Annotated in this window: 15 protein-coding genes; 7 read left to right on the top strand and 8 right to left on the bottom strand. The window is 71.9% G+C overall.

Going from position 1 to position 12,993, the window contains the following annotated elements; translation table 11 throughout:
• The first annotated feature begins 41 nt into the window (after positions 1 to 41).
• The 3 genes from CP967_RS01930 to CP967_RS01940 all read left to right on the top strand — a co-directional run bounded on the left by CP967_RS01930 (position 42) and on the right by CP967_RS01940 (position 1,672).
• The gene (locus CP967_RS01930; RefSeq protein WP_150486243.1) at positions 42 to 611 is read left to right on the top strand and encodes a DUF309 domain-containing protein; all 570 of its coding nucleotides are present in this window, start codon (positions 42 to 44) and stop codon (positions 609 to 611) included.
• Between the two features lie 117 nt (positions 612 to 728).
• Positions 729 to 1,151 (top strand): DUF350 domain-containing protein, encoded by a 423-nt coding sequence (locus CP967_RS01935; protein WP_150486244.1) that lies wholly within the window; start codon positions 729 to 731, stop codon positions 1,149 to 1,151.
• 89 nt (positions 1,152 to 1,240) lie between these two features.
• Positions 1,241 to 1,672 carry a cytochrome d ubiquinol oxidase subunit II gene (locus tag CP967_RS01940; RefSeq protein WP_150486245.1) on the top strand — a complete coding sequence of 144 codons (432 nt, stop codon included), beginning with the start codon at positions 1,241 to 1,243 and terminating at the stop codon, positions 1,670 to 1,672.
• Between the two features lie 33 nt (positions 1,673 to 1,705).
• On the opposite strand, the gene CP967_RS01945 is transcribed toward CP967_RS01940, so the two are convergent.
• The 4 genes from CP967_RS01945 to CP967_RS01960 all read right to left on the bottom strand — a co-directional run bounded on the left by CP967_RS01945 (position 1,706) and on the right by CP967_RS01960 (position 5,623).
• Positions 1,706 to 2,527: a sulfite exporter TauE/SafE family protein gene (locus CP967_RS01945; RefSeq protein ID WP_150486246.1), complete on the bottom strand. Its 822-nt coding sequence runs from the start codon at positions 2,525 to 2,527 to the stop codon at positions 1,706 to 1,708.
• Between the two features lie 149 nt (positions 2,528 to 2,676).
• Positions 2,677 to 3,312, bottom strand: a complete 636-nt coding sequence (locus tag CP967_RS01950; protein WP_150486247.1) for a LutC/YkgG family protein — start codon at positions 3,310 to 3,312, stop codon at positions 2,677 to 2,679.
• The gene (locus tag CP967_RS01955) at positions 3,309 to 4,859 is read right to left on the bottom strand and encodes a lactate utilization protein B (RefSeq protein ID WP_150486248.1); all 1,551 of its coding nucleotides are present in this window, start codon (positions 4,857 to 4,859) and stop codon (positions 3,309 to 3,311) included. The genes CP967_RS01950 and CP967_RS01955 overlap by 4 nt, the downstream gene beginning before the upstream one ends.
• The gene (locus CP967_RS01960) at positions 4,856 to 5,623 is read right to left on the bottom strand and encodes a (Fe-S)-binding protein (RefSeq protein WP_150486249.1); all 768 of its coding nucleotides are present in this window, start codon (positions 5,621 to 5,623) and stop codon (positions 4,856 to 4,858) included. The genes CP967_RS01955 and CP967_RS01960 overlap by 4 nt, the downstream gene beginning before the upstream one ends.
• 329 nt (positions 5,624 to 5,952) lie before the next feature.
• Here CP967_RS01960 and CP967_RS01965 point away from each other — a divergent pair, with 329 nt between their 5' ends.
• Positions 5,953 to 7,629 (top strand): L-lactate permease, encoded by a 1,677-nt coding sequence (locus CP967_RS01965; RefSeq protein WP_150486250.1) that lies wholly within the window; start codon positions 5,953 to 5,955, stop codon positions 7,627 to 7,629.
• An 85-nt stretch (positions 7,630 to 7,714) separates the two neighbouring features.
• Here CP967_RS01965 and CP967_RS01970 read toward each other — a convergent pair whose 3' ends face one another.
• A complete protein-coding gene (locus CP967_RS01970) occupies positions 7,715 to 8,488 on the bottom strand; it encodes a FadR/GntR family transcriptional regulator (protein WP_150486251.1) in 774 nt (257 codons plus the stop codon).
• Between the two features lie 105 nt (positions 8,489 to 8,593).
• The gene (locus tag CP967_RS01975) at positions 8,594 to 9,001 is read right to left on the bottom strand and encodes a pyridoxamine 5'-phosphate oxidase family protein (protein ID WP_150486252.1); all 408 of its coding nucleotides are present in this window, start codon (positions 8,999 to 9,001) and stop codon (positions 8,594 to 8,596) included.
• 130 nt (positions 9,002 to 9,131) lie between these two features.
• Here CP967_RS01975 and CP967_RS01980 point away from each other — a divergent pair, with 130 nt between their 5' ends.
• On the top strand, positions 9,132 to 9,590 hold the full coding sequence (locus CP967_RS01980) for a hypothetical protein (protein WP_150486253.1): 459 nt from the start codon (positions 9,132 to 9,134) through the stop codon (positions 9,588 to 9,590).
• A gap of 317 nt (positions 9,591 to 9,907) precedes the next feature.
• Here CP967_RS01980 and CP967_RS01990 read toward each other — a convergent pair whose 3' ends face one another.
• Positions 9,908 to 10,528 carry a hypothetical protein gene (locus tag CP967_RS01990; RefSeq protein WP_150491648.1) on the bottom strand — a complete coding sequence of 207 codons (621 nt, stop codon included), beginning with the start codon at positions 10,526 to 10,528 and terminating at the stop codon, positions 9,908 to 9,910.
• 234 nt (positions 10,529 to 10,762) lie between these two features.
• Entirely contained in the window at positions 10,763 to 11,059 is a 297-nt protein-coding gene (locus CP967_RS34475) for a hypothetical protein (protein WP_229888581.1), read from the bottom strand.
• A gap of 227 nt (positions 11,060 to 11,286) precedes the next feature.
• Between CP967_RS34475 and CP967_RS02000 the strand changes: the two genes are divergently transcribed.
• Together CP967_RS02000 and CP967_RS02005 are read left to right on the top strand one after the other, a co-directional pair.
• Positions 11,287 to 12,240, top strand: coding sequence for a HAMP domain-containing sensor histidine kinase (locus tag CP967_RS02000; RefSeq protein ID WP_150486255.1), 954 nt, complete (start codon positions 11,287 to 11,289; stop codon positions 12,238 to 12,240).
• Positions 12,240 to 12,914 (top strand): response regulator, encoded by a 675-nt coding sequence (locus CP967_RS02005; protein ID WP_150486256.1) that lies wholly within the window; start codon positions 12,240 to 12,242, stop codon positions 12,912 to 12,914. The genes CP967_RS02000 and CP967_RS02005 overlap by 1 nt, the downstream gene beginning before the upstream one ends.
• Positions 12,915 to 12,993 lie beyond the last annotated feature (79 nt).

Genomic DNA, 12,993 nt, shown 5'->3' on the forward strand with positions numbered 1-12,993 from the left:
GCTTCGCATGTTTCGCCGCAGGTGCGGGGCACAATCGAGGGGTGGACGAAGCACGCAGGGACCGTGACGGGGAAGGCAGGGCGCGTAATGCGCGCCCCCGCGACGGGCTGGGGCGCCCCCTGCCCTACGGCAGTGAGGGGGTGGCGCGGCAGCCCGAGGGGGTGGTGCGCTCCCCCGACGAGACGGTGCGGGAGGCGCAGCGGCTGCTGGACGCGGGTATGCCGTTCCACGCGCACGAGGTGTTCGAGGACGCCTGGAAGTCGGGTCCGGAGGCGGAGCGGGAGCTGTGGCGGGGCCTCGCGCAGCTGGCGGTGGGCCTGACGCACGCGGCCCGGGGCAACACGAGGGGCGGGGCACGGCTGTTGCGGCGGGGGGCGTCCTCGGTCGAGCGGTTCGCCGGGGCGGATCCGTACGGTATCCGGGCGGGCCTGCTGGCGGAGTGGGCGCGCGGGCTGGCCGCCCGGGTGGAGGGCGCGGGGGCGGCCGACGGGACGGAGGAGGCCGGGGGCCGGGGAGCGGGGAGCCCGGGTGCCGGGGCGGTGGACGCCGCGGCGGAGGCGCCCCGGCTGAGGGGGGACGGTCCCTCCGGCCGCCGGCCGCGGGTGCGATAGGTTTTGCTCTTTCTTGACGGCACGCCGGCGGTTCGCCCGCTGTGCGCACCGCCCGGCACACCTCGACCACCTGTTTCAGCATCCTTCGACCACCTGCTCAGGAGACGGACGCCCTCGATGACCGACATCGTCAACGGCCTTGGCCGCGCCACTGCTTACGGGGCCCTCGGCGTCGTACTGCTCGTTCTCGGCATCTTCCTCGTGGATGCCCTCACGCCCGGCAGACTGGGCCGGCAGATATGGGAGGAGCGCAACCGCAACGCGGCGCTGGTGCTCAGCTCGGCCCTGCTCGGGATCGGTGGCATCGTGTTCACGTCGATCTGGACGACCTACGACGACTTCGGCAAGGGACTGGTGTCGACCGCCGCCTTCGGTGTGCTCGGTCTGGTCCTGATGGCCTTCGCGTTCCTCGTCGTGGACCTGCTCACGCCGGGGAAGCTGGGAGCGACCCTGGTGGAGAGGGAGCCTCACCCCGCGGTGTGGGTGACGGCGTCGTGCAACCTCGCGGTGGCGGCCGTCGTCTCGGCGTCGATCGCCTGACCCGGCGTACCCGGTGGTCTCCCGGAGGGTGCGGACGATCTTCCGGTAGGTGCGAACAGTGCGGTGTGCAACCGTTACGATCCCGCACCATGAGCAACTCTGAGGCCGATGCCCCGAACCAGGCCGAGGGCCGTGACCCGGACCGCCGGGATCCCGGACCGGGCTCACGGCAGGACCGGGACCAGGAGCGGGAGCACCGGGAGGACGCGCCCGGGGCGGCGGCGATACCCGCGCCCGCCGAGGAGGAACAGGGCGGTCCGCCCCGCAGACTGACGCCACGTCAGGCCAGGCGGCTGCGGGTCGTCCTCTCCTCGGTGGGCATGGCCGCGATGGCCGTGGTCCTGGCGCTGCGGATCGCCAGCCGTTCCTCCGTGCTGGTCGTCGGGGTGTACGGCCTCGCCCTGATCCTCTGCGGCGTGGTGATCGAGCTCAGCCGGAACGGCCGTACCCGCCTGGGCAGTTGGCTGCTGGGCATCGGGCTGGTGGCCGCGGTCGGCGCGGACCGGCTGCTGATCCCCTGAATCCGGCGGGGCACCGATCCGGTTCTCCCGCCGTCAGTTCAGCAGGAGTTGGAGGCCGCCCACGACGGTCGCGCCGATCACGATCCGCTCGAAGAGCTTCTGGTCGATGCGCCCGACGCAGACGCGGCCCAGCCACGCGCCCGGGATCACGAAGAGCACGAGGGCGGCGTCCAGCAGGAGCGACCGGGTGTCGATCAGGCCGAGGCCCACGCTGAACGGCACTTTTGCGGTGTTGACGATCAGGAAGAACCAGGCCGAGGTGCCCAGGAACCCCAGTTTGCAAAAGCCCGCGGAGAGCAGGTAGAGCGACATCACGGGTCCGCCGGCGTTGGCGACCATGGTGGTGAACCCGCCGAGCGTGCCGTACGAGCGGGCCCTGAACCGTTTTGCGCCCGAGCGGACCGGCCCGGCGGGCGTGGCACCGGCGGGAGGCTCCGCCCCGGCGCCGGGTACGGCGGTCCGGGCGTCCTGGGAGCCGTCGGCGCGGGCCTCGGTCCGCCGCCGCCAGAGGGTGACACCGGTCATGAGGAGCAGGATGGCGCCGATCGAGGTGCTCATGACGCTGTCGTCGGCCCACATCATGAAGACGGTGCCCGCCACGACACCGGCGGCGACCGTGGGGAAGAGCCTGAGCAGGGTCGGCCAGTGGGCGTGGCGCCGGTAGACCAGTACGGCGAGGATGTCGCCGGCGATGAGGACCGGGAGCAGTACCCCGGTGGACTCGCGGGCCGGGAGCACGGCCGCGAAGACCGCGAGGCTGATCGTGTTGGACCCGCTGACGGCCGTCTTGGAGAAGCCGACGAGCAGGGACGCCGCCGCGAGCGCGGCCAGTTGCCAGAGTGTGATGGTGTCCATTGCGGATCAGATGGTAGACACACCCGTCCCCCGGGCGGACCCGGCAAACCCGGCGGACCCCGCGGACCGGCCCGGGGTCCCGCCCGGGGTCCCGCCCGGGGCCCCGGGCCGGGAGTCGCGGACGGGGTGTCACGGGTGCGCGGCGGCGCTCAGGCGTCGGTACGGATCACCACCGCGAGGGTGCGGGGGCCGTGGACGCCCTCGACCCGCTCCAGTTCGATGTCGGAGGTGGCCGACGGCCCGCTGATCAGCGTCGTCGGCCGCTCCGGTACCAGCCGGGCGACCGCCTCCGGCACGCCCACCTCGACCGAGGAGAGATCCACGACGCAGACGTGCAGGTCGGGGACGAGGGAGAGGGCGCGGCGGCCCTGGTCCGGGGAACCGTCCAGGAAGATGGTGCCGGTCTCGGCGCAGGTGACGGCGGAGGCGGTCACCACTCCGTCGAGATCGCCGAGGGCGGGGGCGGGGATGTCCGCGGAGTCCTGCTGCACCTGGCCGTCGTACGCGGTGAGCCACTGGCCGTCCAGGCCCGCGGGCACCCCGACGCGCCGGGCGCCGTGCTCGGCGAGTACGGCCGCGACGGCCTCGGCCGTCCGGTCCCTGGTGCAGGGGTGGACCTGTGCCTTGTAGTCGACGAGCCGGTCGGTCAGCAGCGCCAGGCGCTCGTCGTCGGGAAGGGTCCGGCCGGTGCGGTATCCGCGGGGGACGGGCGTCCCCGGGGCGGGGGCCAGGGCCAGGGCGTCCCTGATCCGGCCGAGTACCGTGTCGCGGGCGGTCGTCGTCACTGTTCCTCCTGGTGGTCCCCGGCGCGGCGGGCGGCGCCCTCCTCGGCGGCCTCCCGCATGGCCGCCGTGCCCTCGGCCGAGGCCAGCCAGGCGCGGAAGGACTGCCGGGGCGGTGCGGCGGTGTCACGGCTGGCGCTCCAGCCGTCGAGCGGGGCGGGCAGGTGCGAGAGGGTGCGGTCGCGTCCGCCGATGCCGACGGAGCGGCTGAGGGAAGCGGCCTTCTGGGCGGTGGTGTAGAGCCTGGGTGACTTCATCACCGCGGCGGCGGCCTTCATCGCCAGTTTCTCCGCGGTGGCGCCGGCCTGTTCGGTGTTCTGGTGGCGCAGTTCGACCAGCAGCGACGGGATGTCGATCTTGACGGGGCAGGCGTCGAAGCAGGCCCCGCAGAGGCTGGAGGCGTACGGCAGCGAGCTGTTGGGGTCGTCCTTCGCCGCGTGCATCCCGGCGAGCTGCGGGGTGAGGACCGCGCCGATGGGGCCGGGGTAGGTCGAACCGTAGGCGTGGCCGCCGGCCCGCTCGTACACCGGGCACACGTTGAGGCAGGCGGAGCAGCGGATGCAGTTGAGCGCTTCCCGGCCGATCCTGTCGGCGAGCGCGGCGGTGCGGCCGTTGTCGAGGAGGACGAGGTGGAAGTCCTGCGGACCGTCACCCGGGGTCACCCCGGTCCACATCGAGGTGTAGGGGTTCATCCGCTCGCCGGTGGAGGAACGCGGCAGCAGCTGGAGGAAGACCTCCAGGTCCTGATAGCGCGGCAGGACCTTCTCGATGCCCATCACGGTGATCAGGGTGTCGGGCAGGGTCAGGCACATCCGGCCGTTGCCCTCGGACTCGACGACGGAGAGGGTCCCGGTCTCGGCGATGCCGAAGTTGGCGCCGGAGACGGCGACCTTGGTCGTCATGAACTTCTCGCGCAGGTAGGCGCGGGCGGCGGCGGCCAGGTGCGCGGGCACGTTGTCGAGGTCCGGGTCGACCCCGGGGATCTCGTCGAGGAAGATCTGCCGGATCTCGTCGCGGTTGCGGTGGATCGCCGGGACCAGGATGTGCGAGGGCTTGTCGTGGGCGAGCTGCACGATCAGCTCGGCGAGGTCGGTCTCGTAGGGGGTGATGCCCTCGGCCTCGAGGTGTTCGTTGAGGCCGATCTCCTGGGTGGCCATCGACTTGACCTTGATGACGTCACTGCTGCCGGTCGCCCTGACCAGCCGGGTGACGATCTCGTTGGCCTCGACGCCGTCACGCGCCCAGTGCACGGTGCCGCCGCGCTCGGTGACCTTCGCCTCCAGCTGCTCCAGCAGTTCGGGCAGGCGGTTCATGGTGTCGGTCTTGATGGCGGATCCGGCGTCACGCAGCTGTTCCCAGTCCGGGAGTTCACCGGTGACGTGGAGGCGTTTGGCGCGGATGGTGTGGGTGGCCCGGCCGAGGTTGCGGCGCAGCTGTTCGTTGCGCAGCTCGTCGTGGGCGGCCGCGGGGAACTTGCGGTCGCCCCGCAGGTTCCCGGTTCCGTACGGGGAGCGGGGCGGGGTGGCGGGCATGCCGAGGAACGTGCTCATCGGGCGGCCTCCGTCAGGGCGTACGGCGCGGTGCGGGTGGAGCCCAGGATCTGGGCGAGGTGCAGCGTGCGTGTGCCGGCCTTGATCCGGGAGAGGCCTCCGCCGATGTGCATCAGACAGGAGGAGTCCCCGGCGGTGCAGACCGCCGCACGGGTGGACACGACGTTGCGCATCTTGTCCTGGAGCATCGCGGAGGAGGTGTCGGCGTTCTTCACCGCGAAGGTGCCGCCGAAGCCGCAGCAGGAGTCGGCCTCGGGCAGTTCCACCAGGTCGATCGCCTCGACGGCGCGCAGCAGCCGCAGCGGCTTGTCCCCGACGCGCAGCATCCGCAGGGAGTGGCAGGTGGGGTGGTAGGTGACCCGGTGCGGGAAGTAGGCCCCGACATCGGTCACACCGAGCACGTCGACGAGGAGTTCGGACAGTTCGTACGTCTTGGCCTTCACGGTGGCGACCCCGGCGCGCAGCGGGGCGTCGCCGTACCGCTCGGCGATGGTCTCGTGCTGGTGCCGCACCGAGCCCGCGCACGAGCCGGACGGCATGACGACGGCGTCGATGGAGGCGTCCCCGAACTGCTCGGCGAAGTTGCGCACCAGCGGGACGGGCTCGCGCTGGTAGCCGGTGTTCACGTGCATCTGGCCGCAGCAGGTCTGCCCCGGCGGGAACACCACCTCGTGGCCCAGGCGGGCGAGCAGCACCGCCGTGGATTTCACCGCCTCGGGGAAGAGCGTGTCTCCCAGACAGGTGGCGAAGAGTCCGATACGCATGGGGCCTCCCCGATCGCAAGGTGTGGTCTGACCATACTAGCCTCTGTCCATTTGAGAAAGACGTATGTGCCATCGGACATGCCGTACGGGAGTCGAGAGTAAGCGCTTTCATCCCCCCTCCCGGCCCGCCCCTGCCGGAAGAGCGCCGCTCCTCAAGTTGGTCCGACCTTATTGACATATGACATATGCAGTGTCCTACTGATCCCCTGAACCAGCTGCCTGCTCCTCGCTCACGCACCCGCACCCGCACCCGCACGAGGCAAGATAAGGCGGTCCACGGCTTACGCCCGGTTCGCCCCGCCCCGTACCACTCGACGAGGAGTAACTTCGTGGCTTCCGCACCACCCGTCACCCTGCTCGCTTCGTACACACCGGATGTACGTGCGATCGGTGACAGCCTCCTGACGACCGCGCTGGTGAGCCTGATCCCCCTCGCCGTGTTCTTCCTGCTGCTGATGGCGGCGAAGCGCTCGGCGCTGGTCTCCGCGCTGGGTTCGGTGCTCACCGCCCTGCTGGTGGCGGTGATCGGATTCGGGATGCCGGTCGAGCTGGGTCTGCTCTCGGCCTCCCAGGGCCTGGTCTTCGGCCTGTTCCCGGTGATGCTGATCGTCGTCGCGGCCATCTGGTTCTACGAACTCACGGTCGTCAGCGGCAGGTTCGAGGACCTCCGCCGCTCCTTCAGCGCCGTGGGCCGCGGGGACCTGCGGGTCCAGGCGATGCTCATCGCGTTCTGTTTCGGCGGCCTGCTGGAGGCGCTCGCCGGCTTCGGCGCGCCCGTCGCCATCACCGCCGTGATGCTGATGGCACTCGGCCTGCCGCCGGTCAAGGCGGCCGTGACCGTCCTCCTCGCCAACACCGCACCGGTCGCCTTCGGCGCCATGGCCATCCCGGTCACCACGGCGGGCAACCTGACCGGCATCCCGGCCGAGGACATCGCCGCGGTCATCGGCCGCCAGTCGCCGCTCCTCGCGCTCTTCGTGCCCCTGCTGCTGCTCTTCGTCGTGGACGGCACCCGCGGCGTCCGCCAGCTGTGGCCGATCGCGCTGGTCACCGGGGCCGTCTTCGCCGTGGCCCAGTACTGGTGCTCCAGCCACTTCGCGTACGAGCTCACCGACGTGGTCGCCTCCCTCGCGGGCTTCGGCGCCGCCGTGCTGATGCTGCGCTTCTGGAAGCCCCGCACCCCCGAGGACCAGCACTCGCAGGTGGAGAAGGAGGCCCTGACACCGCACCGGGTCACCTATGCCGTGCTCCCGTACATCCTGGTGATCGCCGTCTTCGCCCTCGCCAAGCTGAACATCGGGGCGGTGGACGTCCCCGAGCTCCTCGGGCACCTGAACATCACGCTCGAGTGGCCGGGGCTGTACGGCGAGCTCCTCACCTCCAGCGGCGAGCCCTCGTCCAGCGCGGTCTACAAGCTGGAGGTCCTGGGCAACCCGGGGACCCTGCTGATCCTCTCCGGGATCCTGGTCACGCTGATCTACCGGTTCGCCAAGGACCGCGAGGCCTACCCGATGACCGGGGCGGCGGCTCTCTCCGCCGCGGGCCGCACCCTGAAGAACATGCGGGTCGCCATCGCGACGGTCGCCACCGTGCTCGCGCTGAGCTACGTGATGAACCAGTCGGGCCAGACGGTCGCCATCGGCACCTGGCTGGCGACGGCGGGCGGGCTCTTCGCCCTGCTCTCCCCGATCCTCGGCTGGCTGGGCACCGCGGTGACCGGGTCGGACACCTCCGCCAACGCGCTCTTCGCCAACCTCCAGCAGACCGCCGGCCGGACCGCCGGGATCGACCCGACCCTGCTGGTCGCCGCGAACACCTCCGGCGGCGTGGTCGCCAAGCTGGTGAGCCCGCAGAACCTGACCATCGCCGCCACGGCGGTGGGGCTGCCGGGGTCGGAACGCGTCCTGCTCCGCAAGGTGGCGGGGTACAGCGTGGGCATGCTGGCCATCCTGTGCGTGCTGGTCTATCTCCAGTCCACGTCGGCGCTCTCCTGGATGCTGCCGTAACGGCACCGCGGCCGCCCGACGGCGGGGGCCGGTGCGCGGGCCCGGAAAACGACCGGGCCCGCGCACCGGCCCCCGCCGCTCCGCGCTACGCGGGACCTGCGCCCTCGCAACCGGTGTCCTCGCCGCCGGCGTCCTCCCGGTCCCCGTCGACGAGGGTGCCGTGGAAACCGCGGATGTGGGCCTCCGCCAGATCGGCCGCCGCGTCGCCGTCACCGGCACGCACCAGCCGCAGCAGCTCGGTGTGCTGGGCGTTGAGCCGGGCCCGGGTGGCCGGCCAGTCGTCCACCTCTTCGAGGGCCCGCAGGATCAGGGGCCGTACGGACTCGCGCACGGCCGAAGTCAGGGTCGAGGTCAGGGCGTTGCCCGAACTGCTGGCCACCTTAACGTGGAACCGGGTGTCGAGTTCGTTGAACTCCTCCGGCAGGATGCCCGGCTGCGCCATCCGCCCGACCGCCTCGGCCGCCTCGTCCAGGTCCCCCTCGGCCGCGTGCTTCGCCGCGGCGGCGAAGCTGGAGCGCTCCAGGGCGACCCGGGCCTCCAGTACGTCGTGCAGCCCGTAGCTGCCCAGGGCGAAGTGCAGACGCAGCAGCCGCCCGAGGGCGTCGTCCGGATTGCGTACGATGCGGGCCCCCGAGTCCGGTCCGCGCCCGGGCTGCGCGACCAGTACGCCGATGGTCTCCAGCACCCGGAGCGCCTCCCGCAGCGCGGAGCGGCTCACTCCGAAGACCGGCGCGAGTTCGCGTTCGGGGGGCAGCCGGTCCCCCGCCCTGAGCCTTCCGGCGAACACCTGCTCCTCGATGCTCTGCAGCACGAGTTCATGCGTCCGGGACTGCCGCACAGGCTGCCACTCGACAGACATCCGCTACTCCCCGTTCCGGCTGGTGCACATGACCCGACTATGTCACACATACCATGTGGTCGGACCAGAAAGAGGGAGGGGCCGCCCGGCCGTCCGTCCTCGCCGTCACTGGGCCGTACCGGCGAGCAGCCACCGCCGCACCCGCACTTCCAGCAGCTCCCGCCCGGCCCCCGGGCGGGCGGGGGCGGACACGTCCCACCCGTATTTCCGCTGGAACGCGGCCACGATCTCCCGGGGGAAACCGCCGCGGACGAGCGAGGCGTCCCCTTCGGCGACGACCGGGGACCCGCCGTCCTCCAGGGCGAGGGAGACCCTCGGGTCCTCCCGGACGTTCCTGGCCTTGACGGAGGCGCGGTCGACGCCGATCCACCAGGTGGAGTCCCGGTAGACGAACCAGACGGGCGTGACATGAGGGGTCCCGTCCGGGCGCACCGTGCACAGCCAGACGTTCTTCTCCTCGGCCAGGCGCAGGCGGACGGCCTGCCCCGGCTCTTCTTCGGCCGGATCACTCATTCCGCCATCCGACCAGCGCCGGCCCGGGGACGCATCGGGCTCCGTGCCGGACCATCGGCCTAGGCCCTGCCGCCACAGTGTGATCGCGGTTTTCGGTCGCCTTCCAGCAGAACACGATCATCATGGGCTGATGAGCAGATACACAGAGGTCATCGTTCTGGCGCGAAGGGCGGAAGCGCTCATGGAGCCTCTCACCCGCTCCGACGAGGGCCGGGACTGGCATCAGTGCTTCACACGCGTGGACGACGGCATGTTCGGCGGGTCGCGTACGCCGTCCGAGGAGTGCTACGCATGGGTTGTCCAGTTCATCCGCCACAACTGGCGTGGATTGCTGAGCCACTTGGAGTCTCTGGCATGGCCGGATCCGCACTCCGTCCAAGTCCTCGTCCGCGACGAGGACGACGACTGTTTCGGCGTTTGGATGATCTACGACGGCAGACTGGTCGAGGTGTCGCTGCCGCGCACCGAACGAGAACCTTTCCCGGCGTCCGTCACAGGAGTCCTCTCCCGGACCGACCGTCATGCCGGAGAGCCCCTCGAAGGGGTGTCCTCGGCCGTCACGCCCGCGTCAGGAGCGACACGGGCGTGACGGCCGCCGCGGACTCGGCGGCCCCGTCGTACCGGATAGAGGTTCCGCGCCGTCGCTTCAAGCGGTTGAAGCACCGTTCCCCGTCGTTGTGTCGCCTGCGGGGCTGCTTGCCGAAGGAGGGCGGGCTGCCGCGCCGCAGTCGGCCGCCTGTCCGGTCCGCACGTTCCGGGGTGGTGCGTCCGGCCACGGATCACGGGACGGCTCTCAGGCCGCCCGGAAGCCGTACGGCGCGAAGGGGGTGACGCGGGTCCGCAGCGCGCCGTGCCGACGGCGGAGGCCCGCGCCGTGCACGCGTGCTCGGCGGGTCGGGAAGCCGGTCATCGTGCGGGCCCCGCGCCCAGGGCGCGGGCCAGGGCGTCGGTGACGGCGGCGGCATGTGCCGGCAGGTTCCGTCCGGCCCAGGTTCCGGCGAAGCCGAGGAAGTCCCGCACGTCCTGCTGGGCACCGGCGACGAGTGCGCGTACCTGTTCCACCGGCAGCTCGGTCTCCGGGCTGCCGTCCTCCGCGTAGACGTCGAGAGTCAGCCGGACGGTGTCGCCGACGCGTTCGGCCGCCGAGGACGGGTCGTGGCCGAAGGAGGAGCAGCCGGTGCCGTCGAGCACCTCCAGCCAGTCCCGCCAGCTGTCCAGGCCGTTGCAGCAGCCCGGCTCGACGAAGGCGGTGCCGGTGGCGTCGTCGGTCACCCGGAACCCGCCGGCGGCGAACAGGTCGGGCATGGTGAGCAGCCCGTGCAGGAACATGCCGAGCGGGTCGGTCGGGCACGGCCCGTGCTCCTCCTCCGGCTCGAAGCCGTTGCAGTCGGCGATGCGCATGACCGCCGTGCCGACCTCCGCCAGAGTCAGCTTCCCGTGCAGAACGAGGTAACCGTACGACTCGTGCTCGCCGGCCTGCCAGAGCGCGAAGTCGTCGGCAGCGAGGATCTCCGGAACGGGCTGCATCACGATCACACGGGGATGATGCCGGGCCCGCTGCCACAGCGCCACGGGCTTTGCCGGAGGCCCCGGCAAGAGGGGGGTACGGTCGGCTCGCGGTGCCCGGTGCGTGCGGTCACAAGGCGCCGGAGCGCCCACGCGGCAAAGTCACGTGGGCGCTCCGGCAACGCCGCGCGGGCGCGGCAGGCAGTGCCACCGGGGCAGGAGCGGTGCCACCGGATCAGGAGCGGTGGCGCCGGGTCAGAGGGCTGTGCGGCGCCGGCCTCCGGGGCGGCGGTCCGGGTCGAAGAGCTGGCCGCCCACCCCGGCCACCACCAGACCGGCGGCGATGAGCAGTCCGTGCCCGATGCCGATACCGGTCAGCAGCGCGGCCAGTCCCGCCACCAGCCACACCCAGGCGAGCGTGGTGCGCACGGGGCGGCCGGGCCGGGGTGTCCGTCCGGTCCGGCCGGCGGCGGGGCGGGGGCGGTCCGGGGCCGGGCGGGCACGGCCGGGCGGGGGCACGGTGTCGTGGATCCGTTCGTCCTGGTGAGTCATGGTGTCTCCCTCCCTCGGCGGTTCCTCCGCCGGTCCCGGGGATCGTGCCGGTGCACCGGACCGTCATCGTCCGCCGAAGGGGATGCCCCGGACCATCGGGGCCGACACCCATCCTGGGGGAGGGACACCATGCAGACGGGGTGCCGGCGGCGGCCCGGCGTGTGGGGCGCCGTCCGGACCGGCCATAGTGGAGGCGTCCCGAGCGTACGAAGGAGGCCCGGCCGGCTGTGTCCCTGTTCTGGCGCATCTTCCTGCTGAACGCCGCGGTGCTGGTGGCCGCGGGTGCTCTGCTGCTGCTCGGCCCGATCACGGTGTCGGCGCCGGTGGTACTGACCGAGGCCGTGATCCTGGCCTGCGGCATCACGCTGATGCTCGGGGCGAACGCCCTGTTGCTGCGGCTGGGGCTCGCACCGCTCCAGCGGGTCACCCGCGCCATGGCGACCATCGATCTGCTGCACCCGCGTCCGCGTCCCGAGGTCGGCGGCCACGGTGAGATCGCGGATCTGATCGAGACGTTCAACAGCATGCTGGACCGGCTGGAGGCGGAACGCGCCACCAGCAGTGCCCGTGCGCTCTCCGCGCAGGAGGGCGAGCGGCGCCGGGTAGCGCAGGAACTGCACGACGAGGTCGGCCAGACGCTCACCGCTGTCCTGCTGGAGCTCAAGCGGGTCACCGGCCACGCCCCGGAGCCGCTGCGCGGGGAGCTGGCCCATGTCCAGGAGATCACCCGGGGCAGCCTGGACGAGATCCGCCGGATCGCTCGCCGGCTGCGCCCCGGGGTGCTGGAGGAGCTGGGTCTGGTCAGCGCGCTGACCGCGCTGACCACCGAGACCCCGACGCCGGGCGGCCTCACGATCCGGCGGCGGTGGGAGAAGGACCTGCCCGAACTCGGCGAGGAGGCCGAACTCGTGGTCTACCGCATCGCCCAGGAGTGCCTCACCAACACGGTCCGGCACGCCCGCGCCTCACTGCTGGAACTCTCCCTGCGCCGCAGCCCGGACGGGGTGGAGCTGCGCATCCGCGACGACGGGCGCGGTATCGGGGACGCCCCCGAGGGTGCCGGGCTGCGGGGCATGCGCGAGCGCGCGCTGCTCATCGGCGCCCGGCTCACCCTCTCCTCCGGCACGGCGGGCGGTACGGACGTACGCCTCGACGTGCCCGTACGGAACGGACTCGACTGATGCCCCACTCCCCCGCCGTACCCTCCGGCACGACCCGCATCCTGCTCGCCGACGACCACGCCCTGGTGCGCCGGGGGGTGCGACTCATCCTCGACCAGGAGCCCGGTCTCCAGGTGGTCGCCGAGGCGGGTGACGGGGCCGAGGCCGTCGAGCTGGCCCGCGCCGAGAAGCCCGACCTGGCCGTGCTGGACATCGCCATGCCCCGCCTGACGGGCCTTCAGGCGGCGCGTGAGCTCTCCCGGGTGATGCCCGGGCTGCGCATCCTGATGCTCACCATGTACGACAACGAGCAGTACTTCTTCGAGGCGTTGAAGGCGGGCGCCTCGGGGTTCGTGCTGAAGTCGGTGGCCGACCGCGACCTGGTCGAGGCGTGCCGGGCCGCGATGCGCGACGAGCCGTTCCTCTACCCGGGCGCGGTGACGGCTCTCATCCGCAACTACCTGGACCGGGTGCGGGAGGGCGGTGACGTGCCCGCGCGGGCGATCACCGAGCGCGAGGAGGAGATCCTCAAGCTGGTGGCGGAGGGGCATTCCTCGAAGGAGATCGCCGGGATGCTGGTGATCAGCGTCAAGACGGTGGAGCGCCACCGGGCCAACCTGCTCCAGAAGCTGGGCCTCAGGGACCGTCTGGAGCTCACCCGGTACGCGATCCGGGCCGGTCTGATCGAGCCCTGAGCGTTCCGGGCCGGCCCGATCGGGCCGGCAGCGGTCACCGGGGCCGCGCCGACCGGCACCCTGTGCGTTTCATACGATT

Origin of the sequence: Streptomyces nitrosporeus (assembly GCF_008704555.1) — a bacterium.
Classification (GTDB): Bacteria; Actinomycetota; Actinomycetes; order Streptomycetales; family Streptomycetaceae; genus Streptomyces; species Streptomyces nitrosporeus.

Bases quoted from the DNA above. Each gene is read 5' to 3' on its own strand.
- CP967_RS01935 (WP_150486244.1), top strand. From the start codon at position 729: ATGACCGACATCGTCAACGGCCTTGGCCGCGCCACTGCTTACGGGGCC.
- CP967_RS01940 (WP_150486245.1), top strand. From the start codon at position 1,241: ATGAGCAACTCTGAGGCCGATGCCCCGAACCAGGCCGAGGGCCGTGAC.
- CP967_RS01945 (WP_150486246.1), bottom strand. From the start codon at position 2,527: ATGGACACCATCACACTCTGGCAACTGGCCGCGCTCGCGGCGGCGTCC.
- CP967_RS01955 (WP_150486248.1), bottom strand. From the start codon at position 4,859: ATGAGCACGTTCCTCGGCATGCCCGCCACCCCGCCCCGCTCCCCGTAC.
- CP967_RS01960 (WP_150486249.1), bottom strand. From the start codon at position 5,623: ATGCGTATCGGACTCTTCGCCACCTGTCTGGGAGACACGCTCTTCCCC.
- CP967_RS01970 (WP_150486251.1), bottom strand. From the start codon at position 8,488: ATGTCTGTCGAGTGGCAGCCTGTGCGGCAGTCCCGGACGCATGAACTC.
- CP967_RS01975 (WP_150486252.1), bottom strand. From the start codon at position 9,001: ATGAGTGATCCGGCCGAAGAAGAGCCGGGGCAGGCCGTCCGCCTGCGC.
- CP967_RS01980 (WP_150486253.1), top strand. From the start codon at position 9,132: ATGAGCAGATACACAGAGGTCATCGTTCTGGCGCGAAGGGCGGAAGCG.
- CP967_RS01990 (WP_150491648.1), bottom strand. From the start codon at position 10,528: ATGCAGCCCGTTCCGGAGATCCTCGCTGCCGACGACTTCGCGCTCTGG.
- CP967_RS34475 (WP_229888581.1), bottom strand. From the start codon at position 11,059: ATGACTCACCAGGACGAACGGATCCACGACACCGTGCCCCCGCCCGGC.
- CP967_RS02005 (WP_150486256.1), top strand. From the start codon at position 12,240: ATGCCCCACTCCCCCGCCGTACCCTCCGGCACGACCCGCATCCTGCTC.